Annotated in this window: 16 protein-coding genes and 1 pseudogene; 12 read left to right on the top strand and 5 right to left on the bottom strand. The window is 39.6% G+C overall.

Going from position 1 to position 16,897, the window contains the following annotated elements; genetic code table 11:
• Positions 1-241 precede the first annotated feature (241 nt).
• Positions 242-1,186: a hypothetical protein gene (locus AB7E63_RS11195; protein WP_428419521.1), complete on the top strand. Its 945-nt coding sequence runs from the start codon at positions 242-244 to the stop codon at positions 1,184-1,186.
• Positions 1,187-1,248: 62 nt separating this feature from the next.
• Here AB7E63_RS11195 and AB7E63_RS11190 read toward each other — a convergent pair whose 3' ends face one another.
• The 4 genes from AB7E63_RS11190 to AB7E63_RS11175 form a co-directional block, all read right to left on the bottom strand.
• A complete protein-coding gene (locus AB7E63_RS11190; RefSeq protein ID WP_013925241.1) occupies positions 1,249-1,839 on the bottom strand; it encodes a hypothetical protein in 591 nt (196 codons plus the stop codon).
• Between the two features lie 171 nt (positions 1,840-2,010).
• Positions 2,011-3,840 carry a hypothetical protein gene (locus AB7E63_RS11185; protein ID WP_006340167.1) on the bottom strand — a complete coding sequence of 610 codons (1,830 nt, stop codon included), beginning with the start codon at positions 3,838-3,840 and terminating at the stop codon, positions 2,011-2,013.
• Positions 3,841-4,223: 383 nt separating this feature from the next.
• Positions 4,224-5,159 carry a rhomboid family intramembrane serine protease gene (locus tag AB7E63_RS11180; protein WP_013925240.1) on the bottom strand — a complete coding sequence of 312 codons (936 nt, stop codon included), beginning with the start codon at positions 5,157-5,159 and terminating at the stop codon, positions 4,224-4,226.
• Between the two features lie 17 nt (positions 5,160-5,176).
• The gene (locus AB7E63_RS11175; RefSeq protein WP_013925239.1) at positions 5,177-7,258 is read right to left on the bottom strand and encodes a ubiquitin carboxyl-terminal hydrolase; all 2,082 of its coding nucleotides are present in this window, start codon (positions 7,256-7,258) and stop codon (positions 5,177-5,179) included.
• Between the two features lie 368 nt (positions 7,259-7,626).
• Between AB7E63_RS11175 and AB7E63_RS11170 the strand changes: the two genes are divergently transcribed.
• The 10 genes and pseudogenes from AB7E63_RS11170 (at position 7,627) to AB7E63_RS11125 (ending at position 15,168) form a co-directional block, all read left to right on the top strand.
• Positions 7,627-7,914: a type B 50S ribosomal protein L31 gene (locus tag AB7E63_RS11170; protein ID WP_006340170.1), complete on the top strand. Its 288-nt coding sequence runs from the start codon at positions 7,627-7,629 to the stop codon at positions 7,912-7,914.
• A gap of 62 nt (positions 7,915-7,976) precedes the next feature.
• On the top strand, positions 7,977-9,041 hold the full coding sequence (gene prfA, locus AB7E63_RS11165; protein WP_006340171.1) for a peptide chain release factor 1: 1,065 nt from the start codon (positions 7,977-7,979) through the stop codon (positions 9,039-9,041).
• A 7-nt stretch (positions 9,042-9,048) separates the two neighbouring features.
• Positions 9,049-9,906, top strand: a complete 858-nt coding sequence (gene prmC / locus AB7E63_RS11160; protein WP_006340172.1) for a peptide chain release factor N(5)-glutamine methyltransferase — start codon at positions 9,049-9,051, stop codon at positions 9,904-9,906.
• Positions 9,907-9,960: 54 nt separating this feature from the next.
• Positions 9,961-11,289 carry a signal recognition particle protein gene (ffh, locus tag AB7E63_RS11155; protein ID WP_006340173.1) on the top strand — a complete coding sequence of 443 codons (1,329 nt, stop codon included), beginning with the start codon at positions 9,961-9,963 and terminating at the stop codon, positions 11,287-11,289.
• Entirely contained in the window at positions 11,280-11,612 is a 333-nt protein-coding gene (gene rpsP / locus AB7E63_RS11150) for a 30S ribosomal protein S16 (protein ID WP_006340174.1), read from the top strand. The genes ffh and rpsP overlap by 10 nt, the downstream gene beginning before the upstream one ends.
• Positions 11,613-11,629: 17 nt before the next feature.
• Positions 11,630-12,283: pseudogene (gene trmD / locus AB7E63_RS11145) on the top strand (tRNA (guanosine(37)-N1)-methyltransferase TrmD); the annotation flags it as partial.
• Between the two features lie 39 nt (positions 12,284-12,322).
• On the top strand, positions 12,323-12,757 hold the full coding sequence (gene rplS, locus AB7E63_RS11140) for a 50S ribosomal protein L19 (RefSeq protein ID WP_006340176.1): 435 nt from the start codon (positions 12,323-12,325) through the stop codon (positions 12,755-12,757).
• Positions 12,735-13,433, top strand: a complete 699-nt coding sequence (locus AB7E63_RS11135; RefSeq protein WP_006340177.1) for a ribonuclease HII — start codon at positions 12,735-12,737, stop codon at positions 13,431-13,433. The genes rplS and AB7E63_RS11135 overlap by 23 nt, the downstream gene beginning before the upstream one ends.
• A 33-nt stretch (positions 13,434-13,466) precedes the next feature.
• The gene (locus AB7E63_RS11130) at positions 13,467-14,501 is read left to right on the top strand and encodes a magnesium transporter (RefSeq protein ID WP_039377250.1); all 1,035 of its coding nucleotides are present in this window, start codon (positions 13,467-13,469) and stop codon (positions 14,499-14,501) included.
• Between the two features lie 61 nt (positions 14,502-14,562).
• Entirely contained in the window at positions 14,563-15,168 is a 606-nt protein-coding gene (locus tag AB7E63_RS11125) for an NADPH-dependent FMN reductase (RefSeq protein ID WP_013925237.1), read from the top strand.
• A gap of 38 nt (positions 15,169-15,206) precedes the next feature.
• On the opposite strand, the gene AB7E63_RS11120 is transcribed toward AB7E63_RS11125, so the two are convergent.
• Entirely contained in the window at positions 15,207-15,509 is a 303-nt protein-coding gene (locus tag AB7E63_RS11120; RefSeq protein WP_006340181.1) for a hypothetical protein, read from the bottom strand.
• A 139-nt stretch (positions 15,510-15,648) separates the two neighbouring features.
• Here AB7E63_RS11120 and AB7E63_RS11115 point away from each other — a divergent pair, with 139 nt between their 5' ends.
• Positions 15,649-16,803 carry a hypothetical protein gene (locus AB7E63_RS11115; RefSeq protein WP_036745853.1) on the top strand — a complete coding sequence of 385 codons (1,155 nt, stop codon included), beginning with the start codon at positions 15,649-15,651 and terminating at the stop codon, positions 16,801-16,803.
• Positions 16,804-16,897: the final 94 nt, after the last annotated feature.

Below are 16,897 nucleotides of genomic sequence, written 5' to 3'. Positions count from 1 at the left end.
TGGTGCGCCTAGATATTTTCTGAATGAGGTCATGATATCTTAGTCTCTGAGTTAGTAAAAAATTTACCCAAAGTTTACGAAATCAAAATTTAATCTGCTTGGGAAAAATGCTCAGCGGGAACTGCTGATAGTTAAATGACATGCTTTTAGTTGAATGATATGCTTTTTTTATTTAAAATGTTGAAATTTATTAATAAAAAGTGTATGATTTTTTATAAAAAAATAACAAGAGGAATATGTTATGACATCTATTAGATCTTATATAGGACATTTTTCAGCTCAAAAGACATTGTTTCCAGAAAAAAGTGCTGGAAAGAATAAAAACCGTATTTCTTTTGACGGATTAAAAAGTGATCCCAGGTTTTCAATTGCCTTGAAGTCTTTAAAACTTTACTCGGCTATTAATCAGCCAAAGATTCGTTTCTGGGAGGGAGCTGTTTTACTAAAAGTTGTAGTGGAAAACCCTCAAGAACAAGGTTGTTTTAAAGAAGCATATGTTAAAGTCAATGCAAGTAGTTTACGAAAAAGATTTGGAATAACTCAAAAAGAATTTAATGCAGAGAAGAAAAGATATGGAACCGATTTAACCACGTATATTTCTACAAAAATCGAAGAAAAAATTGCACTGAAAGGGACCTTTTCTGGTTTTGAAGGCGCAAAAGAAAATGCTGATGGAAACTTTAATGGGCTGGGCAGATACGTAGATAGTGAAAGGGAATATGAGGGGCACTTTAAAAACAACGAACTTAATGGTAATGGAGTGATTGTTTATAAGGATAGAAATAGTGGTGCCATTCAAGCTATCTACGAGGGGAAAGTTAAGAAAGACAAACACCATGGACGTGGAATTTTAAAGTGCACAGCTACTAAAGAAGAAACCTGTGAACACACATATGTTGGACAATTTAGAGAGACGCTTTTTAAGGGAACTATAACTTATTCTTCAGGTAAGAAGTACGTAGGAGAATGTCAGTCTGGCAAATATCATGGAAAGGGCGAATTGCGATACAATGATGGTTGTAAAGAGAAGGGTGAATTTAAAGATGGTGACCTTTATAATGGAATTTTAAGTTATAAAAAGGGCAAAAAATATAGATATGTTAACGGTTTGCAGCAGCAGCAGCCCGAAAAAAGTTTAAGTGAGAAAATTTTAAATTTCTTAAAAGGAAAAAAGATTTCTAAGTAATCACTTCTTCTGAATCGAAATTAAAGCCATGGTTGCATCAACCATGGCTTTTTCCTATTAAATTATAAGCGAAAACCTATTCCCAACCCCAATTTATAGCCTCCCACATTGACATTGTCTCGTTTTACTTTTGACGTATTAGAGAAATGAAAGGGTTGATACAAATAGTCAGCAAATAAGTCAAAAAATAAGCATTTCCAATAAAATTGAATACCTGTTTTTGCGACACCACCCCATGATTGTTTGTGGAGATGATTATCAACGAACGGTGAGTGATCCTTCATCCGTAGAAATGTGTAGCAAGCTCCTACCCCTGCATAGGCTTTCCAGCAAGATGCAAATTGATAAGAATATTTGGCTCCAAAGCTGATTGGAACAATGCTAATGCGTGAGGAATTTTTTATATCCCCTTTTGAGCGCCCTCTTTCGGTCAGCCATGATCCATTTACCCAACCGGAAAATCCGTAACAAATCGATTTCGAAATTTCAATTTGATAGTCGGCATCCCACTCGTGGTAAATTTTTCTAAATTTTTTTGACGAAGGATAAAAAGCTGCGGCTCGCACTTCTGGTTCCCAGCCGCATTTAAGATCGAATGCGGAAAGTTCTAATAGGGGTAAGCATATTGCAATTAGAAAAATAACAATTCTCATGGCCATATCCTCTATATGTAGGAATTAATAATACCATCTTATACTTCTCAAGAAGTATGGCATCCCTATTCAGGAATGCCTGAAATTTTTTAAAACTCTAAAAATTTTATTCATGGGGAATTGAAGAGCTGACAAAAACCTCCTTGATTCAGCTCTCATTCCATTCAGCCTTTAAGGGACTACTAGAGTTAATGTAGAGCTCTTCAGGCCTGTCTTTGTGAATGCATATAATTGGTAAACATCTGCGCCTTTCTTTTTCTTTCTCACGTCAGAGAAGGTAAAGGGGCCTTTTGCAGGAATACTTGCAATCGTTTTTCCATTTCTTATTAATAAATAGCCACTTGCGTTTTTATCTGGACTTGGGTTCCAGGATAATTTATGCACACGCACTTTTTGAGAAAAGAAAGATTGTTTTACAACTTTCACTTTAAAATTTGTAGGGGGGGCAAGTTGTGGAGAAGCAACAACTGGACGACGTGGAGGTTGTGGGGGTGTTGCGGGAGGTTCCGCGTTTGGCAATGGAGTTGCTGGAATTTCTTCTGGTTGTGAAGGTTGCTGTGTCGGCACTTCTTCCTCAACGACTTCTTCAGGTTGAGAGGACTCTTCTGAAGGTGTGGGTTCTGCTTCAATGTCTTCCTCTACAATTTCTTCTTCATCTTCTGCTTCCAAAGGTTCTTCTTCAGGGCGATTGAATAAATTAAAACCGGACGATGCCTGGACAATATTATGTGTTCCATTTGATCGAATCCAAACAGCAACACCATTTCCTTTGGAATCTAGCACAATTTGTGGTGCAATGGCATATTGACCAGACTCAGATAAATCTTCAGGCAAGGACCATTTTCCGTTAAAAGGCAATGCGGCTGCCTGAATGACTTTTTTGATTGGATTTTGCCAAATGGCGATCGCATTTCCGTGAAAGTCCATTGCAACTTGCGGAACGGTGGAAAATTCTGAGGAATTCGAGACCACGATAGCCTCTTCCCAAGCGTTTTGAGACATTTTCATGGATTGAATTTCATGATTCGTTGTATCTTCCCACAAGGCTATTGCTGTCGCTTTTCCTCCTTGAGCCATGTTGATACGGGGATTCTGTGCATTTATTGTTTCGGAAGAAAGGTTTTTAGGTGTGCTCCAAGCTCCACCAAAAGTAGATTGGCAGCTTTGAATCACATTTTTGTTGCCATTGTATCGGCTCCAAAGAGCAATGGCTTCTCCGGCGGCATCAAGAGCAATTTGTGGTTTATCAGCATTTTGCCCAGGCAGTGAGAGAATTGTTGGAGGTGACCATTTTCCCCCGTATGGAAGCGCTGCAGATTCGATAAGATAATGGGTTCCATCAAACCTTTTCCAAACAGCAAGCACATTTCCGCTCAAGTTTACAGTTAATTGCGGTAAAAGGGCTTCCTGACCAGGAAGAGAGATATCGACGGGCGTCGACCAGCTTCCATTGCGGGGTAATGTGGAGGCTTGAATAACCAGATGCATTCCATTCGATCTTTCCCAAATAGCCACGGCGTTTCCATTTTGATCTATAATAACTTGTGGATTAGTTGCGGTTTGTCCCGGAGGGGAAAGATTAGTCGGGACGGACCAGTTACCTCCAAAATTTTGAGTAGAAGCTTGAATAATGCCATTTGAGCCATCATTTCGGCTCCAAACAGCAACAGCGTTTCCGAGCGGGTCAACAGCGACTTGAGGAGAGGTCGCGCTTCTTCCTATGATTGACAGGTTAAAAGGCTCAGACCAAATACCACCATAAGCAAGGCTAGAGGCTTGAATGATTAAATTAGTTCCGTTAAAACGGCCCCACACAGCAACTGCGTTACCTAGGGGATCCGTAGCCACTCTTGGAATAGAAGCATTTTGGCCGGGGGCAGAAAGGTCTACAGGAGTTGTCCATCCTGCGATATCTACAGGTGATGACCATTCGGCGTAGAGACTGTTCATTGTGCAGGTTAAGGTTAAAATCAGGGAGGGAAGCGTTCGCAGAAATTTCATATTTTTCCTCGCTAGGTGTGGTTTAATCGGATGCTCGGTTTTCTAAATCCAGAAATCAATTTCTCAATACCCAAGAAATAAAATAAATTTGAAAATAAGAAAAGACAATATTGTTAGCTTACAGAAAAAATAGTTGAAAATAAGTTCTTATTTAGAACATTTTGAATATTGATAGTTTAAATTAATTAAATTGAGATAGTTGATTGTGGTTCTGTTTCATTAGTTGATTTAATTAATCTCAGGAGTACGTTGTTTGTAGGTGAATATTTTATGCTCAATTATGATCAGATTTGATTCTTAATATGAACAAATTGTAAAAAGAAATTGGAATAAGCCAAGGGATTTATTCCTCAAACTTATTCCACAAATTTAGCTTGGATGGATTAATTGACTTTTTGATTTTTACGCTCAGAGATTTCTCGCATGCGTCTTCTTTCGCCCGCACTTAAAGATTTTTCTCCATCACGAGAAATTTTTGTTAGCATAGCATCAATAAACTGATCATCATCATTAAAAACAGGATCCCCAGATTTAATATCGAAGATTTTTGCTTTACTTGACTCTTGATCGCTTTTTTTAAACCATCTTCTGAAGAATTTCATTCCGTGATCGTACCAAATGGTAAGCCGATCATCCAGTGGGTGCGTCCAAGAAAAAGGGGTGCGTAGGCCTAATACGGTAACAGCATAAAGATAACCGACCAGCATGCCTGTTCCATAAAATAACAGCGAGACACCATCGGCGTGGGAAAGTGATATAAGCAATAGAATGCCAGCAACACCTGCAAGAAGCCATTTTGTTTTGATGGGGAATACGAAAAACAGCAGGATTTCACTTTCAGAGTATAGACAAGTCCATACAACAAATAGAGCTAGAATAATGGGGACAGGTCCGGATAGGTAACCATTTGATCCCCCGATATACATCGCTAACAAACCCATCAATCCACTTAGAATTGCAGCCGATGTGGCCAGCAAAATAAAACCGCGGTTGTTAATCCGCTCCATGACGGCAGTTCCCACAACCCACAAAATGTACATGTTAAAACAAAGAGAGATTAGGTAGGACAAGCTAATTCCATAGAAAGTCCCTTCTTGGATGAATGGGTAAGTCAAGGGTTGCCATATAAAATAATTTGACATTCCATACTTAGAAAGACTCAACCATTGTGCGGGAGAAAGCACGCCAAATACATGGGCAAATAAAGGATGTAAAAGTGCGCAAATAATGCTAACACTTGCGATTGCGATAATCAATTGCTTAATGAGCGGAGGTGTCCACTCCGGTCCAAACTGGGAATATAGGGTTGTAGGTCTCATGCTTATTCTCTTTTTGCTTATTCCTGACCTCTAGTCAGACTTAGTAGTTTATCAGCTTTTGAAAAAGGTCTAGTTTCGACTCGTCTAAATTGCAAAAAAGTAGCTTCGTTGCGTATTTTCTTCAAAGCTTCTTCAGCAGATAGGAATCTAACGTCTCTATCACTGTGGTAAAGGTATTGCCCATTCTCGGTTTTTTGGATAGATACATAATGTCCACTACGACTGGATCCTCCATGGACAATCGCGGAGCAAATTTCGTAAGTACATAGATTTTTTGGCGAAATATTCCAAGGTTCACGCTCATATTGACCGATTGCTTCAGCTTCGTATTCTTCCAGTGTGATGCGACCATTGTTATCGATGTCATAGGGGCGATTGCATCTCTCCTGCTTGATTCCTCCATTTTCAATGACGACTCTTCCATTTTTTACGACAGAAACAACTCTAGGGAAGAAAAGATTTAACAATGGAGGCAAATGCACAGGGTAATTCTCTGTTTTAAATTCAGTTCCCTCTGCCAGTAGTTCTACAGGTTCGTTTTCTATGGCAAAATCAGCTCGAACGGTCGTTATATCGGGATTATGTAAAGCTTCCATAAAAGAAATGGGGAATTTTGAATGGGCATCTTCAGGCACAATCGTTATTTTAAAGATTGGCGTTGAAGTATCAAAAGAAGGAAAGTGGGCGTTATCTTGGGTCTTTTGAAGTGGATGATCCACTTGTAGGGGAGCATTTTGTTTGATTGGTTGATAAAGTGTCACACTTCGGAAAAAGTCATTTTTGCTTTCGTCTTTAAGATCAAAAACTCTCTGTAGGGTAAGGAAAAATTCGTTTGCATCCATTTGCCCTCCGGTTCCCGCCGCAGTGTCATCGCGCATAAGATTTGTCACCAATCTCTCGAATTTTTGACACGCACTTCTATCAATATACCCCTCTTGCGTTCTTAAAGTATAGATCATGTTTTTGAGGGCTTTTTGAAAATCGCGGATTTTATCTTGGTAACGATTATTCTGGTTAATTGCGTGTTTAATCAGAGCAGTATCAAAAAGTGTTGTCCAGTTATTATTGACCAAGTCTCCGATTAATTCTTGATTTTCTGGTGTGATAAGCCTTTCATTGTCTCCAGCATCATTTTCTTGGCCTAAATTTGTAATAAGATTTTTTAAGCGTCTTTGAAAATCGGCACTTGGCTTTAATTTGGACCCGACTGTAAAGAGATCTGTTTTAGAGAAAAGTAAGTTGTAATCTCTAACAAAGTTGCGCAACTGGTCCCGCTCTTCTTTGGTAGTGTGATATCGATTTTGTAACGCAGACAGAAAATCTTTTAAATCTTTTTGGAACTTTTCTACAACCTCTTCAGAGGTTGTCATATGTAAACTCGCATCGTTCACTTCCATGGCGTAAATCTGATCCCAAAAAACTGTGCTGGCCATAAATTTTAGAGAGGAATTTAACCAGCATGTATTTGCTAGATTTGTTAATCCAACTTTGATACCGGTAGGCGGTGGAAGTGGAAGGTCTTGGCCTTCAGGGATTGTCAAAACATGAATATGCTTAGATGTATTCGGCTGTTTAGATTTTGTTGGGGTCAGTTTCTGTGTTTGAGAAGCTGGCGTAAGATTAGTGGATTGTGGATTTTTTGACTGTCTTTTGCGATTTGGTTTGGGTGTGCTTGGGGGTGGTGGGGCTTGCATTGTAGGGTATGTCGCTGTCGAAGTCGGTTTATCTGACTTAACGGGTTGCTCTGTTGTTGGTTTTGAAGAAGCATCAGCATCATTTGCTGGTTTAGGGGTGGTTGGTTGTCCTGGTTTGGGAACATTCTGATGGTTACCCGGCTGGCCTGAAAGCTTGGTTGCTTTTCTTCTTTGATATAATTCTAAATTTTTAAAAGCCGAGGCCGAAAGAAAGAAAACAGGCGCAGCCAAAATTCCAAGGGTAAAGACACCGCTTGTTACAGCAAGAAAAATCACTGTGATTCTTTTTCCTACACCGATTTTTGCTTCCTCTATTTTTGTTTGATCTGTGACGGAGGTAACCTGAATAGTAAAAGGATTTTTCCAATGATCCCTCGAAAAAAATTGACCAAAAACAGTAGGCATAGATTATCACCTTAAAACTTATTAGTTAAATTGTATACTATTATAATAACATACTCGAGTTATTTTATCTTTAAAAAAGTTTAAGGGTTTTTAGGGTTTTAAAGGGGAATTTTTGCTGAATGGGGGCTCTAGAGTGCCGATCTTCCTGCTTTTTTGCTTGTTATTTATTAGCTAATTATCTATTTTTTATACATGAAAAATTTATCGAGTTGGGGCATCAACTTGGGGTTAGATTCTGTCGGAATTGCTTGAACCCAAAAATCACGATTTAATCGGCGAAGATGTCAGTAACAAGTTCAATAAAAAAGGCCCTAATTCCTCATTATCGCAAACGCGAAAAAGGGAAACCATAATTGTTTGGAGTTTTCATGAAAAAAAATACACATCCAAAATATCAGAAAATTTTGTTTGTTGATTCTGCGACAGGTCATCGATTTGTTTGTGGTTCTACTTTGCAGCCAAAAGAAAAAGAAGTATTTGAAGGTACAGAATACCCAGCTTACCGTGTTCCTGTTTCTTCTGCTTCCCACCCATTTTTTACAGGAAGTAAACAGTTTGTTGATTCCGAAGGTCGTGTGGATAAATTTAAAAAACGTTATATGTCAAAAGCTCAGAAAAATGCCGATGAGCAAAAAGCAAATGATGATGAGCAATAACCGTTTTTAAGCTTTCATGAATTAATGACCTTCATCGCTAATCAATCAACCAAAAAGATGTAATGGAAGCCAAAATCACAAAACTTCTTTCAAAGTTGCCTGATCTTGAAGAGGCCCTGGGAAATCCAGAGGTTTTTCAAGATCAAAAGCGCTATCGAGCTTTGACTCAAGAGCATGCATATTTAAGTGAGTTAAAATCTGTTTGGGAAAAAATGGTTAAATCCAACAAGCAGATCGAAGATAACCAAGAGATGCTTGCCGATGAAGCTAATGCCGAACTGAAAGAAGTTTTGGAAGAAGACACGCGCAATTTACGAAGTTTAGTGGAAAAATTACAGGTAGATTTAGAAAATCTTCTTGTGCCTCCCGATCCAAATGACCATCGCAATACCATTGTGGAGTTACGCGCTGGAACAGGCGGAGATGAGGCTGCTCTTTTTGTGGGTGATTGTGTGCGCATGTATAAGCTCTATGCGGATTCCAAAGGATGGCGCTACGAGCTTCTTTCTTGCACCCCATCCGAAATGGGTGGTTTTAAAGAATATGTCATGGTTTTGTCTGGGCAAAACGTTTATCGCTTCCTTCATTATGAAGGGGGAACTCATCGTGTTCAGCGCGTCCCAGAAACAGAAGCCCAGGGACGTGTGCATACGTCTGCCATGACAGTGGCTATTTTGCTCGAGCCAGATGAAGACACAGAGGTTGTGATTGATGAAAAAGATCTAAGGGTCGACACTTATCGATCCTCTGGTGCAGGTGGTCAGCACGTCAATACCACGGATAGTGCGGTGCGTTTAACGCACAATCCAACCGGAATTGTCGTTTATTGCCAAGAAGAGCGTAGTCAGCATAAAAACAAAGAAAAAGCTATGCGGCTTTTGAAAGCAAAGATTGTGGAAGCTGAACAGAGGAAAAAGCAGGAAGAGATTGCTTCTAATCGTTCACAGCAAGTGGGTTCAGGGGACCGCTCAGAGCGTATTCGAACCTATAATTTTCCGCAAAATCGAATTACAGATCATCGCATCAATTTAACGCGTTATAACTTAGATCGCGTGATGGAAGGGGATTTAGATGAGATCACGCTTGCGTTGGTCACGCATTTCCATCAAGAAAAATTGAAGTTATAAAAAAAGCATGAAAACCATCTTAGAAGTTCTCAATCTTTCGACAGAATATCTCCTTAAGCAGGGAATTTCTAATGCAAGGCAGCAAGCTGTTCAATTAATCAGTGATATTTTACACGTTGTCCCCATTGATCTTTATTTGCAATTTGATCGCCCTCTAGAAGACGTGGAATTACAGAAATGTCGAGAAGGGTTGCGTCGGCGAGGATTGCGAGAGCCTTTGCAGTATATTACAGGCCAAGTTGAGTTTTACGACTGCTCTTTTAAGGTCAATCCTGCTGTTTTGATTCCCCGAAATGAGACAGAGATTTTAGCAGATCTAATTGCGCAAAATTTACGTCAGCAGGATCTTTCAGGCAAAGTGCTATGGGATGTTTGTTGCGGATCCGGGTGTTTGGGGATCTCTCTAAAAAAGAAATTTCCTCAATTACGGGTGATTCTTGCAGATATTTCAGATAAAGCTTTGCAAGTTGCAAAAGAAAATAGCTTTCTCAATCGAGTTGATGTAGAATTTGTGCAAGGAGATTTTTTGCAGCCTTTTAAAGGGACTCAAACAGATTTTCTCGTGTGTAATCCTCCCTATATCCCAGAATCTGACTGGGAATCTTTGGAAGATGAAGTGAAGTATGAACCAAAAGAAGCCTTGCTAGGCGGTGCTGATGGATTGCAGTTTTATAAGCGACTGATGACAGAGCTTCCATTTTTTTTAAAACCATTAGGAAAGGTTTGGTTGGAGATTGGTTTTAACCAAGGAACAGCCGTACAGACCCTCTTTGAGCAAAATTCAAGGGGGTGTCGATGGAAGATTTGTCGCTTCGAGAAAGATTGGTCTGGGAATGACCGATTCTTTTTCCTTGAAAATGAATGATTTTTTGATTATCCTACTCCCTTTTATCACAGGGGATAAAGACGGAAGGCATTTATGCTAGGCGTATTGACAGAAAAAATGCAAGGTTTGATCTCGAAGCTCGTCGGAAAAAAGACGTTGACTGAAGAGAATATTGCGGAAGCTATGACAGAAGTGCGGTTAGCGCTATTGGATGCCGACGTCAATTATTCCGTCGTTAAGACGTTAGTTAAACGAGTGAAAGAAAAAGCTGTTGGAGACGTTTTAATTAAATCTGTTTCTCCTGGGCAACAATTCATCAAAATTGTGCACGATGAATTAGTCGCATTGATGGGAGGAGCTGAAGCTGCTGTTAACCTCACTGGAAATCCAGCAGTAATTATGCTTTGTGGATTACAAGGGTGTGGGAAGACAACACACTCCGCTAAGCTTGCTAAGTACCTGAAACGGAAAAACAATTGTAAAAACCCTTTGCTTGTCGCTTGTGACTTACAACGGCCTGCGGCTATTAACCAGCTGCAAACGCTAGGTGCGCAAATCGGAGTCCCTGTTTTTACGATTCCAGGCGAAAAAGATCCCGTGAAAGTGGCACAACAAGCTTTGGCACAAGCTAAAAAAGAAAATCACGATGTCTTGATAGTCGATACGGCTGGACGTTTACACGTTGATGAAGAACTGATGCTGCAACTTGAAAAAGTGCGCGATGCTCTTCAACCCGGTGAGATTTTATTTGTTGCGAATGCTGCAACAGGCCAAGACGCTGTAAAAGTTGCCGCAGAATTTAATGCTCGAGTTGCGGTAACTGGGACCATTTTAACGATGCTCGATGGAAGCACCCGAGGGGGAGCTGCCATTTCGATTAAAGAAGTCACTGGAAAGCCCCTCAAATTTGAAGGGATTGGAGAAAAACTCGACGATATTCAAGTTTTTAACCCAATGTCCATGGCAGATCGTATCTTGGGAATGGGCGATACGATCAATTTAGTCAAAAAAGCTCAAGAGCATATCAGTGAAGAAGACGCAAAGAATTTAGAAAAGAAAATTCGTTCCGCGACTTTTACTTACGATGACTACTTGAACCAGATCCAAATGATTAAAAAAATGGGATCTCTCAAGAGTCTATTCGGCATGTTTCCCGGTGCGAGTGGACTAAAATTAGATGATTTTGATGAAAAAGAATTCTTCAAAGTCGAAGCAATGATCCAATCTATGACTCCCGATGAGCGCTTCGAAAAAGTGGAATTATCCATTCCTCGACGCAAACGGATTGTGGCAGGAAGTGGAACTAAAATAGATGATATTAATCGCTTAGTGAAATCATTTAAGCAAGCTAAGCAATTTTTTAAAAAATTACCAAATATGAAAACTTTAGAAAAGATGATGGGAGGATCCCTATGGCGTTAAAAATTCGATTGCGACAACAAGGCCGGACAAATCGTCCATTTTATCGCGTTGTCGTAACAGACTGCTGTGCTCCACGCGATGGACGATATCTAGAAGATCTAGGCTGGTACAATCCAGGCGAAGCTGAAGCAGATAAAAATTTGCTCATTCGCGCAGATCGTGTACAGCATTGGCTAAATCTAGGAGCTCAGTTAACAGAAAAGACAGAAAGCCTCGTTGCGCAAGCAGCACCAAGCGTTCTTCGTGAGCAAACTGAAAAAAAATTAGCTCTTCGTGCTAAAGAAGCTGCAAAGCGTAAACAGCGCAAGAAAGGAGCTGCATAAGGTTGTCTAAAACAAGGATTGATATCCTCTCCCTTTTTCCAGATTATTTTAAAGGGCCTTTTGATGAGAGTATCATCATGCAGGCGCGGAAAAAGGGATTGCTTGACATCCATTTAATCAACATCCGAGATTTTGCAGATAATCGACATAGAAAAGTAGATGATCGTCCTTATGGAGGAGGACCTGGCATGGTATTAATGCCAGAACCTGTCACAAAAGCGATTCACAGTGTGAAGAAAGCCGAAACGAGAGTTATTTATCTTTCTCCACAAGGACAACCCCTAACTGCTGCAAAATGTCGAGAATTGGCAGGTTATTCCCATCTTGTTCTACTTTGTGGCCATTATGAAGGGATTGATCAGCGTGCGATAGACCGAGAAGTCGATGAGGAAATTAGCATTGGCGACTATGTGTTAACAAATGGATGTTTAGCAGCAATTGTTTTAGTTGACGCTTGTGTGCGATTTATCCCAGGTATCCTGGGGCATGAATCCGCTGCAGCTGAAGACTCTTTTGAAAAAAAACGATTAGACTGCCCGCATTATACACGACCAGAAGTTTTTGAAGGGCAGGCGGTGCCGCCTGTATTGCTCAGTGGAGATCATCAAAGAATTGCACACTGGCGTGAAATGGCAGCAATGGAAAAAACAAAGCAAGTCCGTCCAGACTTGCTCAAAAATGATTGAATGAAATTGAGGAGATAAACACTCATGAGCAAACGAGCTCTCATTAGCAAGCTGGAAGAAAGCCAGTTAAAAAAAGATGTGACCCCTTTTAGAGTGGGTGATACAGTGCGTGTACACATCCGCATTATCGAAGGGCAGAAAGAACGTACTCAGATTTTTACAGGTACAGTGATTTCCCGTAACGGAGGCGGCGTCGCAGAAACTTTCACGGTGCATCGTATTGCTTACGGTGAAGGTATGCAGCGTGTATTCCCTTTAAATAGTCCTCGAATCAGTAAGATCGAAGTGATTAAAGAAGGCGATGTTAGACGTGCAAAGCTTTATTATTTAATCGGTACTTCTGGAAAAGCATCCAAAGTTAAAGGCAAAGTTGGTCGTAGCAAACGCGTAGTAGCTCCAACAAAGGCAATCGAAGAAAATACTGAAGCGACTGCAAGTGCCCCCGCAACAGAAGCGTAGAAAGACTTCTCAGGAAGTTGATGAGCAAGAACTTAAGAGGTTGCACACCATGGCAACATATGAAGAAAAAGCCCGTCGACAGGGATACAAGCTTGTAGCTGGAGTCGATGAAGCCGGTAGAGGTCCTCTCGCAGGACCTGTAGTTGCTGCTGCTTGTATCCTTCCCCCACGTTTTCGGGTTCCCGGGGTTAATGATAGTAAAAAATTAACTCCGCAGAAGCGTGCCCAATTATTTCAAGAAATTACAACACACCCAAAAGTCATTTATGGCGTAGGAATTGTTGCCACTGAGATCATTGATACGATCAATATTCTACAAGCGACGATTCAAGCTATGCTTGATGCCGTGAATCAACTTTCGAGTCAGCCTCAAGCTTTGCTCGTTGATGGTTTACAACTCCCCCACCCCGTTATTCCCTGTCAAAAGCTTATTCATGGAGATTCCCTTTCTCTTTGTATTGCAGCAGCTTCCATAATCGCTAAAGAAACACGCGATCGCTTGATGGTTGAACTCGACCAACAATGGCCTGCCTATGGATTTGCGCAGCATAAAGGATATGGAACTCAACAACATCTAGATGCTCTCCGAGAGCATGGTCCCTGTCCTATTCACCGAAAGACATTTGAACCCATCAAATCGATGTTTGCGGAAGCATTAAATTGCAGCATATGTTAATTAAACATCAATACCTCTTCATGGAGTATAGATGTGCGATTGAATTTTTCCGAAGGATTGACCCAAAAGGAATTAGATACACCCATTGGTTATTATGTTGTGGAAGTCGAAACAGCCTTCTATGGCAATTTAACGATTGGTGAATTATTGGAGTCACTGCAAGGGAAAAAAATCACGCATGAAGTGCCTTATTTCTACACGATTGATCATACGAACAGGTTACTTGGAATCGTTGTGACTCGCGATATTCTATTTAGTCAACATGAAGCCAAGCTTAGCGATATATGTCGCAGGGGAGTTATCAGTGTTAGCCAGGATGAATCTCTCAGACACGCATTAAAGCTGATGGCTCAGCATGAGCTGATTGCCATTCCTGTGACCGATTTGGAGGGCAGGCTTTGCGGATTATTTGAATTACCAGCAAAGATGTCGGTTAATCACCATAAACATGCTCCTTACCGTGAAAAAAAGCAAATAAAAGAGCTTTTTCAGCTGGTTGGTCTATCGGTTGAGTTGGGTAAATTAACATCGAGTATTCAAGAATTTCGTTATCGTATGCCATGGTTGCTTTGTAATTTAGCTGCAGGCTTGATTTGTGCATTGATTGCCAGTCATTTTCACATGGTTTTGCATGAATTTATTGTGATTGCCATGTTTATTCCCTTGGTCTTAACTCTGGGGGAGTCTGTCTCAATGCAATCGATGGCTTTAAGTTTGCAATTTTTACATTACAAACAAATTCCCTGGAAAAGAGTTTTTAAGCGGGTTGTTGTGGAATGGGGAACGGCTATTTTATTAGGCATAACCTGTGGAATCTTGATCGGCTGTGTCTACTTTTTTTGGGATTACCGCTATCAACCGCTGATTGCAATTGCTTTGAGCATTATTTTTTCCATGCTGGCTGTTACCACATTTGGGTCTCTACTGCCTATTGTTTTGCACAGCATCTCATTAGATCCCAAAGTCGCTGCAGGTCCCGTCGTTTTGATGCTCACAGATATTGTTGTAACAGCAATCTATTTAGGGATTTCAAGTAGTTTCCTGTTATATGGGTCTGGTAAAATTTAGAATTAAAAAAATCTAGAGTGACAGTGTCATTCTACACCCTTTTTCTTAAATAGGAGTTTTTATGTGGAAATTAGTATTAGCTTTGTCGTTGTTCACTAGCTCAATGCTGAGCGCTGAGACAAAAGTTTTGGCTTTTTCAGGAAGCACGAGGACCGATTCAATCAATAAGAAACTAGTTACGGAAGCAGGAAACTTAGCTAAGCAGCTAGGGGCAACCGTAACCTTTATCGATTTAAAAGATTATCCAATGCCTTTTTACGATGGGGATATCGAAAAGGAACAAGGAATGCCTAATGATGCCAAACGTTTGCGTCAATTGTTGATTCAAAATCAGGTGATTTTCATTGCTTCACCTGAATATAATGGCTCGCTCTCAGCCGTCTTAAAAAATGCTTTAGATTGGGCTTCTCGCAGCGAAGATGGAGGATCATCTCGAGATGCTTTCAAAGGGAAAAAATTTGTTCTGATGAGTGCTTCACCTGGTCAAGGAGGGGGAACGCGAGGGCTTGCGCATTTACGTTCGATTATTGAAGGAATTGGGGGGACAGTTATCTCGCAGCAGTTCGTTGTTCCTAATGCTTTTGAGGCTTTTGACTCTCAAGGAAAGCTAAAAAACCCGCAAGCAGGATCTGAATTAAAACAAATTGTGCAACAAGCCATTCAATAAATCTCCGGAGGAATTATAATTAATTTAATTCCTCTATTTTATTCCATTAATTTAGAAATCCCTTTCTTGCTTAAATAAAATGTTCCATAGCCTGCAGCCCCAGCTGCACACAGGATGCCTGTCGAAATGGCTATGACTAGAATTCCTAATGGAATTCCTACCCCTGTCATACAAAATCCAATTCCTCCCGCCAATCCAAGCGTAGAGGCTGTCAATAAAATGCCTGTCGCGATGAGGCTGATTGCAGCCGCAACTAAGATCAGCGCTCCCCGTTTTTTGGTCGATTCTTGCAAAGAGGTATGCACATAAGTATTTGAGGGAACATGTACAGGAGATGACATTATTAATATCCTTTAAATTTGATTTTATCTATTAACCTGCGAATAATTTTAATTAAATAATTATTATACTTGATAATCAATAATAAATAATATAAAATTCACGCGGTTTTAATAGAATATTTTATTTTTGGTGATTTTAATGAATTTAAATAATATTAATAATTTTAAGCCTCATTTATTTGATCTTCCTCCAAGCTGTTTAATGAATGTGTTTGGAAATTTAACACATTCGAATAAACAGATTGCTTCTTTAGCGTGCAAACAGTTTCATTTTTATAGTGTAATCTCTGACATTTCTTTAAAATATATGAAAGAAGAAAAAAAATTTAAGTCAGAGGTTGCAACAACGATTAACAAATCTTTATTTTTTTTCAAAATAGGTCTAGAAAGTTTTAGAAATTATTCAGAACAAGACAGTTTGCAAAATGGCTTGGATTTTAATTTATCCGCATGCTTGGATGTAAAAAAACAAGATCTAGATACTGTGGCGAATTTTTTAAAGTTAGGTGCTATCGTTGATTTTGAAAATTTGTGCAAAGCTGTACAAAAAGGCGATGAGAAATTAGTTGCACTTTTGCTCTCTTCTATTCGCTTTAATGATTTAAAAGATCATGGGGGCTTAATTTTTAAATGGCAATTAGATAACGATAAGACACTAGAGATAGTGCACACAGATTCTATTTTTAACAATATAAAGTCTTATTGCGTAACCCCAGAAATTGCCGGAATGGTTTTTAGAAAATTTGAAGCCGCATTGAATGAAACTTTTGATGATGATTGTTCAGATACCGAACTAGATACAGACAGTGATTGTGTTGAAGTTTATTGTGAAGAGGATCCAAATACAACTCAGTGGGACCCTGATATAACAACACTGGATTCAAAAGATGATGAAGAGTGGGAAGATTTTTTACTTCTAGAAGATCTTTTAAATACAACAACTCAAGATCTCAATGAAACCCTGCAAGATTTCGATGTAACGAAGCTAGATGAAACTTATCGAGACTGGGATTTCGATATAACAGCCCTAGATGATGAAACACTCTTAAGAAGTTTTTTAATTCCTGAGGATCCTCTGAATACAACAATCCAAGATGATCTAAATTCAACGCTATTGGATCCAACGGATCGACATGATGAGTATAAATCAGAACACTCAACTTCTGAATCCCCTGATGAAATGGATATAGATTTAGATATTTCTTTCATTTCGAAAGAAGGTGATTCTGAATACGATACAGAAGATGATGCAGACTTTCCTGATTTTGATAATCCTTTAAATACTTCTTTTTGAATCTAGTCATTTTATATTCTTAAATGGAAGTGGGTTTACCATAGTAATTTACAATGGGAAAGGCACTTACTTTTTTTTATTAAATAAAAGTTTT

This window comes from Parachlamydia sp., from assembly GCF_050255895.1.
Lineage (GTDB): Bacteria > Chlamydiota > Chlamydiia > Chlamydiales > Parachlamydiaceae > Parachlamydia > Parachlamydia acanthamoebae.
Note: the sequence above shows the minus strand (reverse complement) of the source record. Positions and strands in the feature narration are given on the sequence as shown.

Coding starts and splice junctions, on each gene's coding strand:
- AB7E63_RS11175 (WP_013925239.1), bottom strand. CDS start 7,258: ATGCCTACTGTTTTTGGTCAATTTTTTTCGAGGGATCATTGGAAAAAT.
- AB7E63_RS11190 (WP_013925241.1), bottom strand. CDS start 1,839: ATGAGAATTGTTATTTTTCTAATTGCAATATGCTTACCCCTATTAGAA.
- AB7E63_RS11120 (WP_006340181.1), bottom strand. CDS start 15,509: ATGTCATCTCCTGTACATGTTCCCTCAAATACTTATGTGCATACCTCT.
- AB7E63_RS11170 (WP_006340170.1), top strand. CDS start 7,627: ATGAAAAAAAATACACATCCAAAATATCAGAAAATTTTGTTTGTTGAT.
- rpsP (WP_006340174.1), top strand. CDS start 11,280: ATGGCGTTAAAAATTCGATTGCGACAACAAGGCCGGACAAATCGTCCA.
- prmC (WP_006340172.1), top strand. CDS start 9,049: ATGAAAACCATCTTAGAAGTTCTCAATCTTTCGACAGAATATCTCCTT.
- ffh (WP_006340173.1), top strand. CDS start 9,961: ATGCTAGGCGTATTGACAGAAAAAATGCAAGGTTTGATCTCGAAGCTC.
- AB7E63_RS11195 (WP_428419521.1), top strand. CDS start 242: ATGACATCTATTAGATCTTATATAGGACATTTTTCAGCTCAAAAGACA.
- AB7E63_RS11125 (WP_013925237.1), top strand. CDS start 14,563: ATGTGGAAATTAGTATTAGCTTTGTCGTTGTTCACTAGCTCAATGCTG.
- AB7E63_RS11115 (WP_036745853.1), top strand. CDS start 15,649: ATGAATTTAAATAATATTAATAATTTTAAGCCTCATTTATTTGATCTT.
- AB7E63_RS11185 (WP_006340167.1), bottom strand. CDS start 3,840: ATGAAATTTCTGCGAACGCTTCCCTCCCTGATTTTAACCTTAACCTGC.
- rplS (WP_006340176.1), top strand. CDS start 12,323: ATGAGCAAACGAGCTCTCATTAGCAAGCTGGAAGAAAGCCAGTTAAAA.
- prfA (WP_006340171.1), top strand. CDS start 7,977: ATGGAAGCCAAAATCACAAAACTTCTTTCAAAGTTGCCTGATCTTGAA.
- AB7E63_RS11180 (WP_013925240.1), bottom strand. CDS start 5,159: ATGAGACCTACAACCCTATATTCCCAGTTTGGACCGGAGTGGACACCT.